17 protein-coding genes are annotated in these 18,686 nt (G+C 61.7%); 11 read left to right on the top strand and 6 right to left on the bottom strand.

What is annotated here, in order from left to right; translation table 11 throughout:
* Positions 1-302 precede the first annotated feature (302 nt).
* From WA145_RS14985 to WA145_RS14935, 11 genes are all read left to right on the top strand, one after another.
* Positions 303-2,132, top strand: a complete 1,830-nt coding sequence (locus WA145_RS14985; protein ID WP_422582367.1) for an extracellular solute-binding protein — start codon at positions 303-305, stop codon at positions 2,130-2,132.
* A complete protein-coding gene (locus tag WA145_RS14980; protein ID WP_422582342.1) occupies positions 2,129-3,982 on the top strand; it encodes an extracellular solute-binding protein in 1,854 nt (617 codons plus the stop codon). Before WA145_RS14985 ends, WA145_RS14980 begins: the two co-directional genes overlap by 4 nt.
* A 1-nt stretch (position 3,983) precedes the next feature.
* A complete protein-coding gene (locus tag WA145_RS14975; RefSeq protein WP_090255855.1) occupies positions 3,984-5,057 on the top strand; it encodes a microcin C ABC transporter permease YejB in 1,074 nt (357 codons plus the stop codon).
* 1 nt (position 5,058) lies between these two features.
* On the top strand, positions 5,059-6,078 hold the full coding sequence (locus WA145_RS14970) for an ABC transporter permease (RefSeq protein WP_422582341.1): 1,020 nt from the start codon (positions 5,059-5,061) through the stop codon (positions 6,076-6,078).
* 1 nt (position 6,079) lies between these two features.
* A complete protein-coding gene (locus WA145_RS14965) occupies positions 6,080-7,687 on the top strand; it encodes an ABC transporter ATP-binding protein (RefSeq protein ID WP_422582340.1) in 1,608 nt (535 codons plus the stop codon).
* 30 nt (positions 7,688-7,717) lie between these two features.
* On the top strand, positions 7,718-8,512 hold the full coding sequence (gene fabI, locus WA145_RS14960) for an enoyl-ACP reductase FabI (RefSeq protein ID WP_422582339.1): 795 nt from the start codon (positions 7,718-7,720) through the stop codon (positions 8,510-8,512).
* Positions 8,513-8,644: 132 nt separating this feature from the next.
* Positions 8,645-9,037 (top strand): sulfurtransferase complex subunit TusD, encoded by a 393-nt coding sequence (gene tusD, locus WA145_RS14955; RefSeq protein ID WP_422582338.1) that lies wholly within the window; start codon positions 8,645-8,647, stop codon positions 9,035-9,037.
* Between the two features lies 1 nt (position 9,038).
* A complete protein-coding gene (gene tusC, locus WA145_RS14950) occupies positions 9,039-9,398 on the top strand; it encodes a sulfurtransferase complex subunit TusC (RefSeq protein WP_422582337.1) in 360 nt (119 codons plus the stop codon).
* A complete protein-coding gene (gene tusB, locus WA145_RS14945; protein ID WP_411177453.1) occupies positions 9,398-9,697 on the top strand; it encodes a sulfurtransferase complex subunit TusB in 300 nt (99 codons plus the stop codon). The genes tusC and tusB overlap by 1 nt, the downstream gene beginning before the upstream one ends.
* A complete protein-coding gene (locus WA145_RS14940) occupies positions 9,694-10,029 on the top strand; it encodes a TusE/DsrC/DsvC family sulfur relay protein (RefSeq protein WP_422582336.1) in 336 nt (111 codons plus the stop codon). The genes tusB and WA145_RS14940 overlap by 4 nt, the downstream gene beginning before the upstream one ends.
* Entirely contained in the window at positions 10,026-11,012 is a 987-nt protein-coding gene (locus WA145_RS14935) for a glycosyl transferase family protein (RefSeq protein ID WP_422582335.1), read from the top strand. The genes WA145_RS14940 and WA145_RS14935 overlap by 4 nt, the downstream gene beginning before the upstream one ends.
* Here the strand turns inward: WA145_RS14935 and cysG are convergent.
* The 6 genes from cysG to ftsK all read right to left on the bottom strand — a co-directional run bounded on the left by cysG (position 10,997) and on the right by ftsK (position 18,658).
* On the bottom strand, positions 10,997-12,391 hold the full coding sequence (gene cysG / locus WA145_RS14930) for a siroheme synthase CysG (protein ID WP_422582334.1): 1,395 nt from the start codon (positions 12,389-12,391) through the stop codon (positions 10,997-10,999). The two genes, WA145_RS14935 and cysG, sit on opposite strands and share 16 nt — an antisense overlap.
* 73 nt (positions 12,392-12,464) lie before the next feature.
* On the bottom strand, positions 12,465-13,745 hold the full coding sequence (gene serS / locus WA145_RS14925) for a serine--tRNA ligase (protein ID WP_422582333.1): 1,281 nt from the start codon (positions 13,743-13,745) through the stop codon (positions 12,465-12,467).
* A 120-nt stretch (positions 13,746-13,865) separates the two neighbouring features.
* Positions 13,866-14,246 carry a fluoride efflux transporter CrcB gene (gene crcB, locus WA145_RS14920; RefSeq protein WP_422582332.1) on the bottom strand — a complete coding sequence of 127 codons (381 nt, stop codon included), beginning with the start codon at positions 14,244-14,246 and terminating at the stop codon, positions 13,866-13,868.
* Positions 14,243-15,568, bottom strand: coding sequence for a replication-associated recombination protein A (locus tag WA145_RS14915; protein WP_422582331.1), 1,326 nt, complete (start codon positions 15,566-15,568; stop codon positions 14,243-14,245). Before WA145_RS14915 ends, crcB begins: the two co-directional genes overlap by 4 nt.
* 32 nt (positions 15,569-15,600) lie before the next feature.
* A complete protein-coding gene (gene lolA, locus WA145_RS14910) occupies positions 15,601-16,227 on the bottom strand; it encodes an outer membrane lipoprotein chaperone LolA (RefSeq protein ID WP_422582330.1) in 627 nt (208 codons plus the stop codon).
* Between the two features lie 28 nt (positions 16,228-16,255).
* Complete coding sequence (ftsK, locus tag WA145_RS14905; protein ID WP_422582329.1) at positions 16,256-18,658, bottom strand: DNA translocase FtsK; 2,403 nt, start codon at positions 18,656-18,658, stop codon at positions 16,256-16,258.
* Positions 18,659-18,686: the final 28 nt, after the last annotated feature.

The raw sequence follows: 18,686 nt of genomic DNA, 5'->3' as shown, positions 1-18,686 counted from the left end.
TTGGGAGCTGTTTACCCTCTCGCGAGTCAACCTCATGCAGGCTGCCAGGTTGTAACAGCCGCCGACTGGTTAAAAATCCAGAGCAAGCGGAGTTTACGCGTTGTAAGTACTGCCCCCGCCTTCAACACAGGGCTGCTGCGCGTTATTCGCAACCGGCAGCGAGCCTGTAAAGCAACAGGCCCAATGCGTGGCAGATCGTAAACAGGTTCGTAGCGCCGCGCCTACTCTTTTTCCAGTTGATACAAGCTGTTAATGTGCCTGACCAGCAGCCCACAGACGCCACGGATCGGATATTTCACTTGATACGTCCCCTCCTCTCGTTACTTCTCTGCATGGCCATCAGTTCATCTGCCTGGGCCACTCTGTATAAAAGTCACGGTTACGCCCAGTTTGGCGAGCTGAAGTACCCCGCCAGCTTCACCCATTTCGCCTGGGTCAACCCGCAAGCGCCAAAAGGCGGCACGCTGCGGATGATGGCCAACGGCACCTTCGACACACTCAACCCCTACACCCTCAAGGGCAGCAGCCCGATCAGTACCGCCAACTTTCTGCAATACGGGGTCAATGAGTTGAATGCGCCGCTGATGGTCGGCACCGGCGCCTATGACCCTTCCGGTGATGAGCCGGCCTCCAGCTACGGCCTGATCGCCGAGTCGGTGGAGTACAGCGATGATCGCAGCTGGGTGGTGTTCAACCTGCGCCCCGAAGCGCGCTTTCATGATGGCAAGCCGATCACCGCCTATGACGTGGCCTTTTCCTATCGCCTGCTGCTCAAGGACGGTCACCCGCAGTACCGCAGCAACCTGCAGGAAGTAAAGCGGATCGATATCCTCAATCGCCATAGCATCCGCTTTGTGCTTAAGCGTGCCGGCAACTCCCTGCTGATCCTGCGCCTGGGCGAAATGCCGGTGCTGGCGCAACACTACTGGAAAGGCCGCGACTTCAAGGCCACTACCTATGAGCCGCCGCTGGGCAGCGGGCCCTACCGCATCACCCAGGTCAGCCCCGGACGCAGCCTGAGGTTTGAGCGAGTCAAGGACTGGTGGGGCGCCAAGCTGCCGGTCAACCGTGGCAAATACAATTTCGACCGGGTCGATGTGGAGTTCTACCGCGACAGCCATGTGGCCTTCGAGGCATTCAAGGCCGGCGAATTCGACATCTACATCGAGCAGCAGGCGAAGAACTGGGCCAACGGCTATCGCTTCCCGGCGCTGAGCCGTGGCGAGGTGATCCGCGCCGAGATCCCCCACCAGATCCCGACCCAGACCCAGGCGTTGTTTATGAACACCCGCCGCGCGGTGTTTGCCGAGCGCCAGGTGCGCGAAGCCCTGGGCTTGATGTTCGACTTCGAATGGGCCAACCGCGCCCTGTTCAATAGCTCCTACACCCGCGCCAAAAGCTACTACCCCAACAGCGAGTTCTCGGCCCGCGGTAAGCCGGAAGGCGCGGAATGGCTGCTGCTGTCGCCCTACCGCAAGCAATTGCAGGCGCGCCTGTTCAGTGAACCGTTCAGCATGCCGCAAACCGATGGCCGGGGCATCCCGCGGGAAACCTTGCGCCGCGCCCTCGGTCTATTGGCCGAAGCCGGGTGGAAGCCCTCCGGTCAACACCTGCTCAATAGTGATGGGCAACCGCTGCGCTTCGAGATACTGCTGGTCAATCCGAACCTTGAACGTATTCTTCAACCCTTTACCAGAAACCTCGCCAGCATTGGCATCCAGGCCAACCTGCGCACCGTCGACCGCGCGCAGTACAAGCAGCGCCTCGATCAATACGACTTCGACATGATTCTGCTGACCCTGCCGCAAACCCTCAGCCCCGGCCTGGAACAGTCGCTGTATTTCCACTCGTCCCAGGCCAAGATCAAAGGCGGCAGAAACTACGCCGGCGTCACTCACCCGGTGGTCGACGCCATGATCGAAAAACTCCTGTCGGCGCAGAGCCGCGACGAGCAAATTGCCGCCACCCGTGCCCTGGACCGGGTGCTGTTGTGGCAGCACTACAGCATCCCGAACTGGTATATCGATTACCACCGCCTGGCTTACCGCAACCGATTTGCCTTCGTCACCACGCCGCCCTACACCCTGGGCCTGCGTAGCTGGTGGCTGAAATCCATGGAGAACGCTGAATGACCCATGCATTGCGCGCCCTGTTTATCCACGTCAGCAGCATTGCCCTGCTTGGCGTTGCCAGCCTGGCCCTGGCCGGCCCCAAGCACGCGCAAACCCTGTATGACGAACCACCCAAGTACCCGGCCAACTTCACGCACTTCGAGTACGTAAACCCAGATGCACCCAAGGGCGGCACCCTGCGCCAGGCCGGTTTTGGCGGTTTCGACAGCCTCAACCCCTTTATCAACAAGGGCGTGCCGGCCGACGACATCGGCATGATCTATGACACCCTGACCCGTCACGCCCTGGACGAACCCTTTACCGAATACGGCCTGCTCGCCGCGAAAATCGAGAAAGCCCCGGACAACGCCTGGGTACGCTTCTACCTGCGCCCCGAAGCACGCTTCCATGACGGCCAGCCGGTCACCGCCGAGGACGTTAAATTCACCTTCGATACATTGATGAGCAAAGGCGCACCGATGTACCGCGGCTATTACGCCGACGTTGACCGGGTTGAAGTCGAAAGTACCCAGCGCGTGCGTTTTATCTTCAAGCATGCCGGCAATCGCGAACTGCCGTTGATCGTCGGTCAGCTGCCGGTGCTGCCGAAACACTGGTGGGCCGAGCGCGACTTCAGTAAAGGCAACCTGGAAATCCCCCTGGGCAGCGGCCCGTACAAGGTGGCGAATGTGCAGGCCGGCCGTTCGATCCGCTATGAGCGGGTCAAGGACTGGTGGGGCAAGGACCTGCCGGTCAACCGCGGCTTCTACAACTTCGATACCCTGCAGGTCGACTACTACCGCGACAACACCGTGGCCCTGGAAGCCCTCAAGGCCGGGCAATTCGACTACTGGCTGGAAAGTAGCGCAAAGAACTGGGCCACCGCCTACAACACCCCCGCCGTGGCCAATGGCCAACTGATCAAGGAAGAGATCACCAACCACAACCCCACGGGGATGCAGGGCTTTATCTTCAACACCCGCCGCCCGCTGTTCAGCGACCGCCGCGTGCGTGAGGCCCTGGGTCTGCTGTTTGATTTCGAATGGGCCAATCGCCAGCTATTCAACGGCGCCTACACGCGCACGCGCAGCTACTTCGACAACTCCGAACTGGCCTCCGTCGGCCTGCCCTCCGCCGACGAATTGAAGCTGCTGGAGCCATTGCGCGCCCAGATTGCGCCGCAGGTATTTACCGACGAATACCTGCCATCGGTCACCGACGGCAGCGGCATCATCCGTGAACAGCAGCGCCGTGCTTACCAGCTGCTGCAGGAAGCCGGCTGGCGTGTGGATGGCGACAAGATGCTCGACAGCACGGGTCAGCCGGTAAGCTTCGAGTTTTTGCTGGCGCAAACCGAGTTCGAGCGCGTGCTGCTGCCGTTCAAGCGTAACCTGGCCGATCTAGGTATTGAGCTGGTGATCCGCCGCGTGGATGTGTCTCAGTACATCAACCGCCTGCGTTCGCGCGATTACGACCTGATCGTCGGCGGCTTTGGCCAGTCCAATTCGCCGGGTAACGAGCAGCGTGAATACTGGCACTCCAGCAGCGCCGACAACCCTGGCAGCCGTAACTTTATCGGCCTGAAAGACCCGGCCGTGGACAAGCTGGTCGAGGGCTTGATCAATGCCAACTCGCGCAAGAGTCTGATCACCCATACTCGCGCCCTCGACCGCGTGCTGCTGTGGGGCCATTACGTGGTGCCCAACTGGCATATCAAGACCTGGCGCGTGGCCTACTGGAACCGTTTCGAACACCCCAAAGTGACGCCGCAATACGACATAGGCCTGCACACCTGGTGGGCGCGTGCGCCATCAGCAGAAGCAGCGGTTGACGAAGCGGCCGCCCAGCCCAGCACAGACGTGGAGCAATAAGATGCTGGCGTATATCTTTCGTCGGCTGCTGCTGATCATCCCCACGCTGTTCGGCATTCTGCTGATCAACTTCATCATCATCCAGGCCGCCCCCGGTGGCCCGGTGGAGCAGATGATCGCCAAGCTGGAAGGCTTCGACGGCGCCACCAGCCGCATCGCCGGCGGCGGTGCCGAAGTTTCGGTGGCCGGCTCCAACTACCGTGGCGCCCAGGGCCTGGACCCGGAGCTGGTGGCGGAAATCGAGCGCATGTACGGCTTCGATAAATCCGCCCCGGAACGCTTCTGGCTGATGCTCAAGAGTTACGCGCAACTGGATTTCGGCTCCAGCTTCTTTCGCGATGCCGAAGTCATCGACCTGATTATCGAAAAGATGCCGGTGTCGATCTCCCTGGGGTTGTGGAGCACGCTGATCATGTACCTGGTGTCGATCCCCTTGGGCATCGCCAAGGCCACCCGCCACGGCAGCGCCTTCGACGTGTGGACCAGCTCGATGATCATCGTCGGTTACGCCATCCCGGCCTTCCTCTTCGCCATCCTGCTGATCGTGCTGTTTGCCGGCGGCAGTTACTGGGACTGGTTCCCGCTGCGCGGGCTGACCTCGAACAACTTCGACGAACTGAGCTTTACCGGCAAGCTGCTCGACTATTTCTGGCACCTGGCGCTGCCGGTCACCGCTCTGGTGATCGGCAACTTCGCCACCCTGACCCTGCTGACCAAAAACAGCTTTCTCGATGAGATCAACAAGCAGTACGTGGTCACCGCCCGCGCCAAGGGCCTGAGCAACAACCGCGTGCTCTACGGCCATGTATTCCGCAACGCCATGCTGATCATCATTGCCGGCTTCCCGGCGGCCTTTATCGGCATCTTCTTTACCGGCTCGCTGTTGATCGAGGTGATCTTCTCCCTCGACGGCCTGGGCTTGATGAGCTTCGAGGCCGCGATCAACCGCGATTACCCGGTGGTGTTCGGCACCCTGTTTATCTTCACGTTGCTCGGCCTGGTGGTGAAATTGATCGGCGACATTACCTACACCCTGGTCGATCCGCGTATCGACTTCGAAAGCCGGGAGGGTTGAGATGAAACTGTCGCCAATCAATCAACGCCGCTTCCAGCTGTTCAAGGCGCACAAACGCGGCTGGTGGTCGCTGTGGGTGTTTCTTGCGCTGTTCTTCGTCACCCTCGGTGCCGAACTGATCGCCAACGACAAGCCACTGGTGGTGAGCTACGACGGTGAGCTGTATTTCCCGGTGTTCAAGCGCTACCCGGAAACCACCTTCGGCGGCGAATTCCCGCTGCAGGCCAACTACAAGAGCCCCTATATCCAGGAGCTGATCAAGGAAAAGGACGGCTGGATGATCTGGCCGCCGATCCGCTACAGCTACTCCAGCATCAACTACGACCTGCAAGTGCCCGCCCCGGCGCCCCCCTCGGCGGAAAACCTGCTGGGCACCGATGACCAGGGCCGCGATGTATTGGCGCGGGTGATCTACGGCTTCCGTATTTCCGTACTGTTCGCCCTGATCCTGACCCTGGCCAGCTCGGTGATCGGCGTGTTTGCCGGCGCCCTGCAGGGCTTCTATGGCGGCTGGATCGACCTGGCCGGGCAGCGCTTTCTGGAAATCTGGTCAGGCCTGCCGGTGCTCTACCTGCTGATCATCCTCGCCAGCTTCGTGCAGCCGAACTTCTGGTGGCTGCTGGGCATCATGCTGCTGTTCTCCTGGATGAGCCTGGTGGATGTAGTGCGCGCCGAGTTCCTGCGTGGGCGCAACCTGGAATATGTGCGTGCAGCCCGCGCCCTGGGCATGCAGAACGGCTCAATCATGTTCCGCCATATCCTGCCCAACGCGATGATTTCCACCATGACCTTTATGCCATTCATCCTCACCGGCGCGATCGGCACCCTCACTGCGCTGGATTTCCTCGGCTTCGGCCTGCCGCCTGGTGCGCCGTCGCTGGGTGAGCTGGTGGCCCAGGGCAAGTCCAATCTGCAAGCACCTTGGCTCGGTATCAGCGCCTTTGCCGTGCTCGCCCTGATGCTCAGCCTGCTGGTGTTTATCGGCGAAGCGGCGCGCGATGCCTTCGACCCGAGGAAATGACATGACCGACTCCACCCCCCTCATCGAAGTCCGCGACCTGGCGGTCGAATTCGTCAGCGGCAGCCTGAAACAGCGCGTACTGGAAGGCGTCAGCTTCGACATCAAACGTGGCGAAACCCTGGCCCTGGTGGGCGAAAGCGGCTCGGGCAAATCGGTCACCGCGCACTCCATCCTGCGCCTGCTGCCCTACCCGCTGGCCCAGCACCCCAGCGGCAGCATTCACTACGCCGGGCAGGACCTGCTCAAACTGAACGAGAACACGCTGCGCGGCATTCGCGGCAACCGCATCGCCATGGTCTTTCAGGAGCCCATGACCTCGCTAAACCCGCTACACAGCATCGAAAAGCAGATCAACGAAGTGCTGGCCCTGCACAAAGGCCTGCGCGGCAAGGCGGCCACGGCGCGCACCCTGGAGCTGCTTGAGCTGGTCGGCATTCCCGAACCGCACAAGCGCCTCAAGGCTTACCCGCATGAGCTATCAGGCGGGCAACGCCAGCGCGTGGTGATCGCCATGGCCCTGGCCAATGAGCCGGAGCTGCTGATTGCCGACGAGCCGACCACCGCGCTGGACGTCACCGTGCAGCTGAAGATCCTTGAGCTGCTCAAGGAGCTGCAGGCGCGTCTGGGCATGGCGATTCTATTGATCAGCCACGACCTTAACCTGGTACGACGGATTGCCCACCGCGTCTGCGTGATGCAGCGTGGGCATATCGTCGAACAAGCGGAATGCGAAACGCTGTTTAAAGCCCCACAGCACCCCTACACCCGCGAACTGCTGGGCGCCGAACCCACTGGCGGCCCGGTCGATCAGCCGCCGGGCAACACCATGCTGGAAATCGACAACCTGCGCGTCTGGTTCCCGATCAAGAAGGGACTGCTGCGCCGCACCGTCGACCATGTCAAAGCCGTGGACGGTATCAACTTCAGCCTGCCGCAGGGTCATACCCTGGGCATCGTCGGTGAAAGCGGCTCGGGCAAATCCACCCTGGGCCTGGCAATCCTGCGCCTACTCGGCAGCCAGGGCGGCATCCGCTTCCAGGGCCAGGCCATCGACAGCCTGTCGCAACATGAGGTGCGGCCACTGCGCCGGCAGATGCAGGTGGTGTTTCAGGACCCCTTCGGCAGCCTCAGCCCGCGCATGTCGGTGGGCCAGATTGTCGGCGAGGGTTTGCAGATCCACCGTATGGGCAGCGCAGCCGAGCAGGAGCAGGCGATTATCGCCGCCCTGGTGGAAGTGGGCCTGGACCCGGAAACCCGCCACCGTTATCCCCACGAGTTTTCCGGCGGCCAGCGTCAACGTATCGCCATCGCCCGCGCTCTGGTGCTGAAACCCGCGCTGATCCTGCTCGATGAGCCGACCTCGGCCCTCGACCGCACCGTGCAGCGCCAAGTGGTCGAGCTGCTACGCTCGCTGCAGGCCAAATACAACCTGACCTACCTGTTTATCAGCCACGACCTGGCGGTGGTCAGGGCCCTCAGCCATCAGGTGATGGTGGTCAAACAAGGCAAAGTGGTGGAACAAGGCCCGGCGGCACGTGTCTTTGCCGCGCCACAGGACATCTATACACAGCAGTTGCTGGAAGCAGCCTTTATGGTCCCAGCTGGTTAATTCTTGTAGACAGGAAGAGGAACAACACCCATGGGTTTTCTAAGCGGCAAGCGCGTACTGATCGTTGGCGTCGCCAGCAAACTGTCCATCGCCTCCGGCATCGCGGCAGCCATGCACCGTGAAGGCGCCGAACTGGCCTTCACCTACCAGAACGAAAAGCTCAAAGGCCGCGTCGAAGGCTTTGCCGCTGATTGGGGTTCGAACGCCGAGCTGTGCTTCCCTTGCGATGTGGCCAACGATGAGGAAATCGCCTCGGTATTCGCAGCCCTGAGCAAGAAGTGGGACGGCCTGGATTGCATCGTTCACTCCGTAGGTTTCGCCCCGGGCGATCAGCTGGACGGCGACTTCACCGACGTCACCACCCGCGAAGGCTTCCGCATCGCTCACGACATCAGCGCCTACAGCTTCGTCGCCCTGGCCAAGGCCGGCCGCGAAATGATGAAAGGCCGCAACGGCAGCCTGCTGACCCTGTCCTACCTGGGCGCCGAGCGCACCATGCCCAACTACAACGTCATGGGCATGGCCAAGGCCAGCCTGGAAGCCGGCGTGCGTTACCTGGCTGGTAGCCTTGGCCCGGAAGGCACTCGCGTCAACGCCATCTCCGCCGGCCCGATCCGCACATTGGCGGCTTCCGGGATCAAGAGTTTCCGCAAGATGCTCGCGGCCAACGAGAAGCAGACTCCGCTGCGCCGCAACGTGACCATCGATGAAGTCGGCAACGCCGGCGCCTTCCTCTGCTCGGACCTGGCCTCGGGCGTCAGCGGCGAGATCATGTACGTCGACGGCGGCTTCAACACCACCGCCATGGGCGCCATGGAAGAGTAAGCCGTAACATCGCAGCAATAAAAGGCCGCTGAGTGATGCGGCCTTTTGCTGCCAAGTCTTTTTTCTGCCTGCAACGCGCATCTTGGCGGCTCAGGCTTTATCATTCCGGCAAATTGGCTTGCCAGGTTTGCTATGAAGTTCGCCATCGCCCTGTTCTCTGCTCCTCACGCACCCTCCGCGCGCCGCGCGCTGCGCTTTGCGCAGGCGGCATTGGCGGGCGGGCATGAGATTGTGCGGCTGTTCTTCTATCAGGACGGCGTGCACAGTGCGTCGAGCACTGTGGTCTGCGCGCAGGATGAAGTGGATCTGCCGCGTGAATGGCGGGAGTTCGTGCACGCGCAGCAACTGGATGGCGTGGTGTGCATCGCCGCCGCCTTGCGCCGTGGCGTATTGAACGCTGATGAAGCGCAGCGCTACTCGCGCACCGCCGCCAACCTGGATGCGCCCTGGGAGCTTTCCGGCCTGGGCCAGTTGCACGAAGCGGCGCAGCTGGCGGATCGCCTGGTGTGCTTTGGAGGGCCCTGAGATGAGTAAATCGCTGTTGATCATCAGCCGCCAAGCCCCCTGGTCCGGCCCCGGTGCACGGGAAGCGCTGGATATCGCACTGGCCGGCGGCGCCTTCGATTTGCCGGTTGGCCTGCTGTTTCTCGATGACGGGGTATTCCAGCTGAACGGTGCGCAGCAACCGCTCAGCCTGCAGCAGAAAGACCTCGGCGCCAATCTCAAGGCCCTGCCGATGTTTGGTGTCGAGGCGCTCTATGTTGCCCAGCGCAGCCTGGAAGAACGCGGCCTGCAGGACCACCCCAGCAGCCTCGCCGTCGAACACCTGGATGATGCCGGGCTAAGCGCCTTGATTGACCGTTACGACCAGGTGATTACGCTCTGATGGCTACCTTGCACGTACTCTCACACTCGCCCTTTACCGATAGCCGCCTGAGCAGTTGCCTGCGCCTGCTCGGCAGCCAGGATGCTCTGCTGCTGTGTGGTGATGCGGTGTATGCCTTGCAGGCCGGCAGCGCGCAGCGCCAGGCGCTGGAGCTGATGCCCGAAGCCATCGCGCTGTATGCCCTGGATGAAGATGTGCAAGCGCGCGGCCTTGCGCACCCTGCCCGCCTTACATTGGTCGATTACCCCGCATTCGTCGCCCTGAGCTGCCAATACGACAAGGTAAACACCTGGCTATGACGGCATTGAATGTTGAGGGCCGCCGCCTGGCTCTGGACAAGGACGGCTATCTACTCGACCTCACCGATTGGTCTGAAGCCGCTGCGCACGCCCTGGCACAACGTGAAGGCATCAGTCTGAGCGCCGATCACTGGGAAATTCTCTGGCTGGTACGCAGCTTTTACGACGAGTTTCAGCTGTCGCCGGCCAATCGCCCACTGATCAAATTTATTGCCGTCAAACTCGGCCCCGAGAAAGGCAATAGCCTAAACCTCAATCGCCTGTTCAATGGCGCTCCCGCCAAACTTGCCGCCAAGCTGGCGGGCCTGCCCAAGCCGAGCAATTGCCTATGAACCTTGTAACCCCGCCGGAACATCCCTTCGCGCAATTTGTACGCATGCTCGGTAAGGGCAAGCGCGGCGCGCGCAACCTGACCCGCGAGGAAGCCCGCGACGCCATGGGCATGCTGCTCGACGGCCAGGCCGAAGAAAGCCAGCTAGGCGCCTTTCTGATGCTGCTGCGGCACAAGGAGGAAAGCGCCGAGGAGATGGCCGGTTTTGCCGAAGCCGTACGTGCGCGCCTGCAGGCACCGGCGATTCAGGTCGATCTGGATTGGCCCAGCTACGCCGGCAAGAAACGCCACCTGCCCTGGTTCCTGCTGGCCGCCAAAGCCCTGGCCGGTAGCGGCATTCGCATCTTGCTGCATGGCGGCGGCCCGCACACCGCCGGGCGCATGTACAGCGAGCAGTTACTCGACACCCTGCATATCCCGCTGTGCCGCAACTGGGGGAGCGTCGAGCAGGCATTGGCGCAACAGCAGCTGGCGTTTATCCCGTTGGGCGACTGGATGCCGCAACTGCAACGGATGATCGACCTGCGCAATATCCTCGGCCTGCGCTCACCGATTCATTCCCTGGCGCGCATCCTCAATCCGCTGGGCGCACGTTGCGGCCTGCAGAGCATCTTTCATCCGGGTTATCAGGCGGTGCACCGCGAAGCCAGCCAGTTGCTCGGCGATCGCGCGGTGGTGATCAAGGGCGAAGGCGGTGAAATCGAGATCAACCCGGACGCCACCAGCCACCTGTATGGCACGGCTAATGGCGCCAACTGGGATGAGGACTGGCCGGCGCTGTCGGCGCAGCGCCACGTCAAACCCGAATCCCTGCAGCCCGCTCATCTGGCAGCGTTCTGGCGCGGTGAAGTGGCCGATGATTACGGCCAGCTTGCCGTCATCAGCACCATGGCCCTGGCCTTGCGCGCCCTTGGCGAGCCGCGCGAACAAGCCCTGATGCGCGCCGCCCAGCTATGGGCCGCGCGCAATCAGACGCTGGCCTGAGCCCCTTCAAACCAGGCCAGTTTCTCCCGCAGCTGCACCACCTCGCCGACTATCACCAGGGTCGGCGCATGCACTTCATGCTGCGCCACCAGTTCAGCCAGATTGGCCAGGGTGCCGGTAAACACCCGCTGGTTCTGCGTGGTGCCTTGCTGGATCAATGCCGCAGGGGTTGTTGCCGCGCGGCCATGGGCAATCAGTTGCTGACAGATCATCGGCAAGCCCACCAGGCCCATATAGAACACCAGGGTCTGGCTGCTGGCTGTGAGCTCGCTCCAGGGCAAATCACAGCTGCCATCCTTGAGATGACCCGTGACAAACCGCACGGACTGCGCATGATCACGGTGGGTTAGCGGAATACCCGCGTAGGCGGCGCAACCTGAGGCGGCGGTGATGCCCGGGACCACCTGGAAAGGGATGCCGTGGGCGGCCAGTTCTTCAATTTCCTCGCCGCCGCGACCGAAAATAAACGGGTCACCGCCTTTCAGGCGCAGCACGCGTTTGCCTTCTTTGGCCAGGCTGACCAGACGCTGATTGATCTGCTCCTGCGGCACGGCATGCGCGGCACGCTGTTTGCCGACATAGATGCGCTCGGCATCGCGGCGGCACAGCTCGATAATCGCCGGTGCCACCAAACGGTCATACAGCACCACGTCGGCCTGCTGCATCAGGCGCAGAGCGCGAAAGGTCAGCAGATCAGGATCACCCGGCCCGGCGCCGACCAGATACACCTCGCCCAAGGTCCGTGGCGCAATCCCTGCGATCTTCTCTTCCAGCAGACGCTGACCTTCCTGCAGTTTGCCGGCGAACACGCTTTCGGCGACCTGGCCCTGGAACACATCCTCCCAGAACACCCGGCGCTGCTGCACATCGGGAAACAGCCCCTTGACCTGGGCACGAAAGCGCTTGGCCAAGCCGGCTAGCTGGCCATAGGTGGCGGGAATCCAGGTTTCAATCTTGGCGCGAATGAGGCGTGCCAGCACCGGTGCATCACCGCCGCTGGTAATCGCCACGATCAACGGCGAGCGATCGACAATGGCCGGAAAAATCACGCTGCACAGCTTCGGCGCATCCACCACATTGACCGGAATCCCAAGGGCCTGGGCTTCGGCCGATATCTGCGCATTCAGCGGTTCGTCATCGGTGGCGGCAATAATCAGCGCCACACCGTGCAAATCCGCCGACTGATAATCGCGCAGCAGCACCTCGCCATTACGGGCGCTAGCCATCTCGCGCAATTCCTCACGGATATCCGGCGCCACTACCCGCAGCGTCGCACCGGCATCGCTGAGCAAACGCGCTTTGCGCACGGCGACTTCACCGCCACCAACCACCAGTACCAGGCGATCCTGCAGTTTGTGGAACAGGGGCAGAAAATCCATGACGCACGCTCTCGGTCGGATAAACAACACGGGGCGGCACTGGCCGCCCCGTCGCAAATAACTGGAACCTGGCTTAGCCGATGAGTTCAATACCGCCCATATAGGGTTTCAGCACGTCGGGCACGCGGATGCTGCCATCGGCCTGCTGGTAGTTCTCCAGCACAGCGACCAGGGTGCGACCCACCGCCAGGCCGGAGCCGTTGAGGGTGTGCACCAGCTCGGGCTTGCCGGTTTCCGGGTTGCGGTAGCGCGCCTGCATGCGGCGCGCCTGGAAGTCGCCGCAGTTGGAGCACGAGGAAATCTCACGGTATTTGTCCTGGCTCGGCACCCAGACTTCCAGGTCGTAGGTCTTCACCGCACCGAAGCCCATATCACCGGTGCACAGCGCCAGTTTGCGGTATGGCAATTCGAGCAGCTGCAATACGCGCTCGGCGTTGGCAGTCAGGCTTTCCAGCGCGTCAAAGGATTTGCTCGGCTCGACGATCTGCACCATCTCGACCTTGTCGAACTGGTGCTGACGGATCATGCCGCGGGTATCACGACCCGATGCGCCGGCTTCGCTACGGAAGCACGGAGTATGCGCCACAAGCTTCAGCGGCAATTGCTTGGGGTCGAGAATTTCGCCAGCGACGATATTGGTCAGCGACACTTCGGCGGTTGGGATCAGATACAGGTCCGCCTCGCCTTCGCGGCTGATCTTGAACAGATCTTCTTCGAACTTTGGCAACTGGCCGGTGCCTTGCAGCGCCGGGGCCTGCACCAGATAAGGCGTGTAGGCCTCTTCGTAGCCATGCTCGCTGGTGTGCAGGTTGATCATAAATTGCGCCAGAGCGCGGTGCATGCGGGCAATCGGGCCACGCAGTACGGCAAAGCGTGCGCCGGACAGCTTGGCGGCGGTTTCAAAGTCCAGCCAGCCGTGCTGCTCGCCGAGGGCGACGTGATCCTGAATTGGGAAGTCGAAGCTGCGCGGCGTGCCCCAGCGCGACACCTCAACGTTGCCCTCTTCGTCCTCACCGACCGGTACCGACTCGTGCGGCAGGTTGGGGATATTCAGCAGCAGGGTGTCGAGTTCGCTCTGGATGCTGTCGAGGTCACGCTTGCCCTGCTCCAGATCGCTGCCCATCTGGTCCACTTCGGCCAACAGCGGGGCAATGTCCTCACCGCGTTGCTTGGCCTGGCCAATGGATTTGGAACGGCTGTTACGTTCGGCCTGCAGCTGCTCGGTGCGGGTTTGCAGCATCTTGCGCTGGGCTTCAAGCGCTTCAAAACGCGCAACATCGAGGACAAAGCCACGGGTGGCCAGGCGCTCGGCCACGTCATGGAGCTGGGTACGAACGAGTTTGGAATCGAGCATGTTCTGGTCTCAACACATCACAAGGGTTTGCATGGCCTTGGCCATGACGCGCAATGCCGCGCAGTTTAAGGCTTTAGCGGGGGGAAGCGCCAATCGGTAACGCTGTTATTAGCAGCGCCATTACTGACACAGGCGCGCCAAGCTAAGCCCCGCCCAGGTAGCAAGCAGGCTGCCCAACACACTGATTGCCGCATAGCCCATGGCCAACGGTAGCTGACCGCTTTCCAGCAGGCGCAGGGTGTCGAGGGAAAAAGATGAAAAGGTGGTCAGGCCGCCGAGAAACCCCACAATCAGCCCCGCGCGCAACTCCAGCGGCAGCTCAGGGCGCAGCAGGAACAGGCCATACAGGTAGCCGATCAGCAGGCAACCGAGAATATTCACCGCCAGGGTCGCACCGTAGAAGTGCTGCGGCCAGTTTGCGCTGACCCAGTTGGCCGTTACGAAGCGCAACAGCGTGCCGAGCATGCCGCCCAGGGCTACCGCCAATACCACGCCGATCATGGTTTTCTCCTTTGCCGTGGACTGTTGCGGTCCTGGCTCTTCAAGTGCTGCAGCTTGTCGCGAATTTTCAACTCCAGGCCGCGTGGCACCGGTTGGTAGTACTCGCGTGGCTCGAAGGTGTCGGGAAAGTAATCTTCCCCCGCCGCATAGGCATCGGGCTCATCGTGGGCGTAGCGGTACTCGTCGCCATAGCCCAGCTGCTTCATAAGTTTGGTCGGGGCGTTGCGCAGGTGCAGCGGCACTTCCTGCGAGCCATGTTCGGCGGCATCGCGCATGGCGGCCTTAAAGGCGTTGTACACCGCGTTGCTTTTCGGCGCACAGGCCAGGTAGACAATCGCCTGGGCCACGGCCAGCTCACCCTCCGGGCTGCCCAGACGCTCCTGTACATCCCAGGCATTCAGACACAGGGTCAGCGCGCGCGGGTCGGCGTTGCCAATATCCTCACTGGCCATACGCACCACACGCCGGGCGATATACAACGGATCACAGCCGCCATCGAGCATGCGTGCAAACCAGTACAGCGCGCCGTCCGGGCTGGAGCCGCGCACGGATTTGTGCAGCGCCGATATTTGGTCGTAGAAGGCTTCGCCGCCCTTGTCGAAACGCCGACGGGTATCGCCAAGCAGATTGAGTAGCAACTCACTGCCAATTTCGCTGCCGTCTTCGGCCAGATCCGCGGCGTTTTCCAGAAAATTGAGCAGGCGCCGACCATCACCATCGGCGGCGGCCTGGAGAATCTTGAAGCTGTCTTCCGGCAGGCGTAGCTGGCGCTCGCCCAGGCCTTTCGGGTCGTTCAAGGCGCGCTCAACCAGCTTGCGCAGCGCCGCTTCGTCGAGGCTTTTCAGCACATACACGCGAGCCCGTGAGAGCAAGGCGTTGTTCAGCTCGAACGAGGGGTTTTCCGTGGTGGCGCCGATAAAGATCAGCGTGCCGTCTTCCACATAGGGCAGAAAGGCATCCTGCTGCGACTTGTTAAAGCGGTGTACCTCATCGACGAACAGGATGGTCTGCCGGCCGTATTGCGCGGCATGCTGCTGCGCGACTTCCACGGCCTGGCGAATCTCCTTGACCCCGGAGAGCACGGCGGAAATCGTCTCGAAATGTGCATCGGAAACCTGGGCCAAGAGCCGCGCCAGGGTGGTCTTGCCGACGCCCGGCGGGCCCCAGAAGATCATCGAATGCAGCGCGCCCTGCTCCAGGGCTTCCCGCAAGGGTTTACCGCGGGCCAGCAAGTGCTCCTGGCCGACATACTCATCCAGGCTGGCGGCACGCAGCCGGGCAGCCAGGGGTTGAGCGACGGGAGCCTTGCGAAACAGATCCATGACTGCGGTTTAACGCCTCTGCTTTGAGCTTTCTACTCTTGAATCACGTCCGCGCCGGCCGGGATTTCGAAGGTGAACTGCGCGTCGTCCTGCGGCTCATTCATTTTCACGTTGAGAAACAGAATGTTGGTGCGCTGGCCGATGCTGTCGATCAGCTGCATGTCGTTGAGCACCTTGTTGCGAAACGACAGGCGCAGGCTGTCGAACAGGGTGTCCTTGGATTTTGGCTTGAGGATGAAATCGACCACGTTGCCGCCTTCGGTGTGGCTGATCTCGAAGTTCTCACGAATCTTCGACACATCGCCGGACAGCAGCAGCGCCGGGGTGTGGGTCAGGCGCTGATCGAGGGTCTGGATGGTCACCTGTTCCAGGTCCGGGTCATACAGCCAGACCTTCTCGCCATTGGAAACCAGCAGCTGCTCCATCGGCGCATCGGTGTGCCAGCGGAACAGGCCTGGGCGCTTTAGCGCGAGCTGGCCGGCGGTTTCCTGCAGCTGGGTGCCGCTGCCGTCCAGGGTCAGTTGGGAAAAGCGCGCGTTGATGGTCTGCGCCTGGTTGAGCAGCTCGGTCAGACGCTGCACGGCGACTTCATCGTCGGCCATAACGGCAACGCTGGTAAAACTCAGTACGGTCAGTAACAGCATGCGAATCAGGCGCATGGGACTCCTTATCAGATCGGGCTAGGCGTTAATCGCGAACAGGGCTTGGAGCTATGACCTCGCGAGAGCCATTAGTGTTCATTGAAGTGACGACACCGGCCATTTCCATGGCCTCGATCATCCGCGCCGCGCGGTTGTAGCCGATCTTCAGCTTGCGCTGCACGGCGGAAATAGAGGCGCGGCGGCTTTCCAGCACGAAATTGACCGCTTCGTCGTACAGCGGGTCGGACTCGCTGCCTTCACTGCCCTCGCCGCTACCGCCCTCGAAACCGCTACCGGACTCTTCGACGCCGGCCAGGATGTCATCGATATAGTCAGGCGTGCCGCGCTGCTTCCAGGCCTCGACCACGCGGTGTACCTCTTCATCGGAAACGAAGGCGCCGTGTACGCGAATGGGCAAGCCGGTGCCCGGCGGCATATAGAGCATGTCACCGTGACCGAGCAGCTGTTCGGCGCCGCCCTGGTCGAGGATGGTGCGCGAGTCGATCTTACTCGACACCTGGAACGCCATACGGGTCGGGATGTTGGCCTTGATCAGGCCGGTAATCACATCCACCGACGGGCGCTGGGTCGCGAGAATCAGGTGAATCCCCGCCGCACGGGCTTTCTGCGCGATACGCGCGATCAGCTCTTCGACCTTCTTGCCGACGATCATCATCATGTCGGCGAACTCGTCGACCACCACCACGATGGTCGGCAGGGTTTTCAGCAGCGGCGCCTCGTCGTGCATGCTTTCGCGCTTGTACAGCGGATCGCTCAGCGGCTCGCCGGCCTCCTCGGCATCCTTGACCTTGCGGTTGAAGCCGGCCAGGTTGCGCACGCCCATCTTCGACATCAGCTTGTAGCGGCGCTCCATCTCGGCCACCGACCAGCGCAGGGCGTTGGCGGCTTCCTTCATGTCGGTCACAACCGGGCACAGCAGGTGCGGAATGCCTTCGTAGATCGACAGCTCAAGCATTTTCGGGTCGATCATGATCAGGCGCGCCTCTTCCGGCGTGGACTTGAACAGAATCGACAAAATCATCGCGTTGACCCCGACCGACTTACCCGAGCCGGTGGTACCGGCCACCAGCAGGTGGGGCATCTTCGCCAGGTCGGTGATTACCGGCTTGCCGCCGATATCGTGGCCCAGAGCCAGGGTAACCGGCGACTTGGCTTCGTCGTACTCGGGCGACGACAGCACTTCGGAGAAACGCACAATCTGCCGGTCTTCGTTAGGGATTTCGATACCGACGGTGGTCTTGCCTGGAATCACTTCCACCACACGCACGCTGATGATCGCCATCGAACGCGCCAGATCCTTGGCCAGGCCAGAAATGCGGCTGACCTTGACCCCTGCCGCTGGCTGGATCTCGAAACGGGTGATCACCGGGCCTGGGTGGACCGACTCGACAATAACCTCGACGCCAAATTCCTTGAGCTTGATCTCAAGCAAACGCGACATCGCCTCCAGGTATTCGGGCGAGTATTTCTTCTGAACCTTTTCCGCCACATCGAGGATGGAAATCGGCGGCAGGCTGCCGGCCAGCGCGCTGTCCTCGAACAGGTTGACCTGTTTTTCCTTGAGCACGCGCTTGCTCGGTTCGGCTGCTTTCGGCGCTGTGGGCTGCGTGATCACTGGGGCTGGGCGGTTAACCCGCTCGCTCATGTGTTTGTTCAGCGATTCTTCGCGCTCAATCAGGCGCTCTTTGACCTTGGCCTGCTCGCGGCGATCCAGCACGATCGGCGCCGATACTTCACTGACGCGCTCATCGACCTCGCGCAACTGCGCCACCAGCTGCTTGCGCTCAACCCGTGCACTCCACCAGCGGTTGGCCAGGCTCTGGATCAGCTCGATCAGATCGAGGGTGATCTTGCCGGTCAGGTCCATCACCTTGAACCAGGACAGGTCGGTAAATACCGTCAAGCCGAACAGGAACAGCGCAATCAGCAACAGCGTGCTGCCCTGCACATTCAGCGCGTTGATCGCCAGCGCCCCCAGGCTTTCGCCCAGCGCACCGCCCGCAGAGGCCGGCATGCTCGAACTGGCGTGGAAATGGATATAGGCCAGGGCGGCACCGGACAGCACCAGAAAAATCAGACCAATCAGCCGCCAGGAGAACAGCCAGCCGCTCCATTGCCACGGCTGATGGCGGGCACGAAACACCTGCAGGGTTTTTACCGCCAGCAGCAGCGGAAACAGATAAGCGAAATAGCCCAGCGCCATAAACAGGATGTCGGCAAACCAGGCACCGGCGCGGCCGGCGGCGTTCTGCACCTGCTCGACATTGCTGGTGTGGGTCCAGCCCGGGTCGGCAGCGTCGTAGGTCAGCAGGGCCATCCACAGATAAAGGCAGAGTGCACCCAGGCCGATCAGTGCGCCTTCTTTCAATCGATAAGGCAGCTGCTGACGCCAGATTGGGGCTTGTGCGGTTGGGCTAGATTTCTTCAAAACGCATCTGTTCCTGCGCCAGAGGCGC

It is taken from the genome of Pseudomonas sp., from assembly GCF_049301935.1.
GTDB lineage: Bacteria > Pseudomonadota > Gammaproteobacteria > Pseudomonadales > Pseudomonadaceae > Aquipseudomonas.
Note: the sequence above shows the minus strand (reverse complement) of the source record. Positions and strands in the feature narration are given on the sequence as shown.

What these genes read in the sequence shown, in the direction of transcription:
- tusD (WP_422582338.1), top strand. Translation starts at nt 8,645, where the DNA reads ATGAAGTTCGCCATCGCCCTGTTCTCTGCTCCTCACGCACCCTCCGCG.
- tusC (WP_422582337.1), top strand. Translation starts at nt 9,039, where the DNA reads ATGAGTAAATCGCTGTTGATCATCAGCCGCCAAGCCCCCTGGTCCGGC.
- WA145_RS14970 (WP_422582341.1), top strand. Translation starts at nt 5,059, where the DNA reads ATGAAACTGTCGCCAATCAATCAACGCCGCTTCCAGCTGTTCAAGGCG.
- WA145_RS14965 (WP_422582340.1), top strand. Translation starts at nt 6,080, where the DNA reads ATGACCGACTCCACCCCCCTCATCGAAGTCCGCGACCTGGCGGTCGAA.
- WA145_RS14980 (WP_422582342.1), top strand. Translation starts at nt 2,129, where the DNA reads ATGACCCATGCATTGCGCGCCCTGTTTATCCACGTCAGCAGCATTGCC.
- cysG (WP_422582334.1), bottom strand. Translation starts at nt 12,391, where the DNA reads ATGGATTTTCTGCCCCTGTTCCACAAACTGCAGGATCGCCTGGTACTG.
- WA145_RS14915 (WP_422582331.1), bottom strand. Translation starts at nt 15,568, where the DNA reads ATGGATCTGTTTCGCAAGGCTCCCGTCGCTCAACCCCTGGCTGCCCGG.
- fabI (WP_422582339.1), top strand. Translation starts at nt 7,718, where the DNA reads ATGGGTTTTCTAAGCGGCAAGCGCGTACTGATCGTTGGCGTCGCCAGC.
- tusB (WP_411177453.1), top strand. Translation starts at nt 9,398, where the DNA reads ATGGCTACCTTGCACGTACTCTCACACTCGCCCTTTACCGATAGCCGC.
- crcB (WP_422582332.1), bottom strand. Translation starts at nt 14,246, where the DNA reads ATGATCGGCGTGGTATTGGCGGTAGCCCTGGGCGGCATGCTCGGCACG.
- WA145_RS14940 (WP_422582336.1), top strand. Translation starts at nt 9,694, where the DNA reads ATGACGGCATTGAATGTTGAGGGCCGCCGCCTGGCTCTGGACAAGGAC.
- serS (WP_422582333.1), bottom strand. Translation starts at nt 13,745, where the DNA reads ATGCTCGATTCCAAACTCGTTCGTACCCAGCTCCATGACGTGGCCGAG.
- lolA (WP_422582330.1), bottom strand. Translation starts at nt 16,227, where the DNA reads ATGCGCCTGATTCGCATGCTGTTACTGACCGTACTGAGTTTTACCAGC.
- WA145_RS14935 (WP_422582335.1), top strand. Translation starts at nt 10,026, where the DNA reads ATGAACCTTGTAACCCCGCCGGAACATCCCTTCGCGCAATTTGTACGC.
- WA145_RS14975 (WP_090255855.1), top strand. Translation starts at nt 3,984, where the DNA reads ATGCTGGCGTATATCTTTCGTCGGCTGCTGCTGATCATCCCCACGCTG.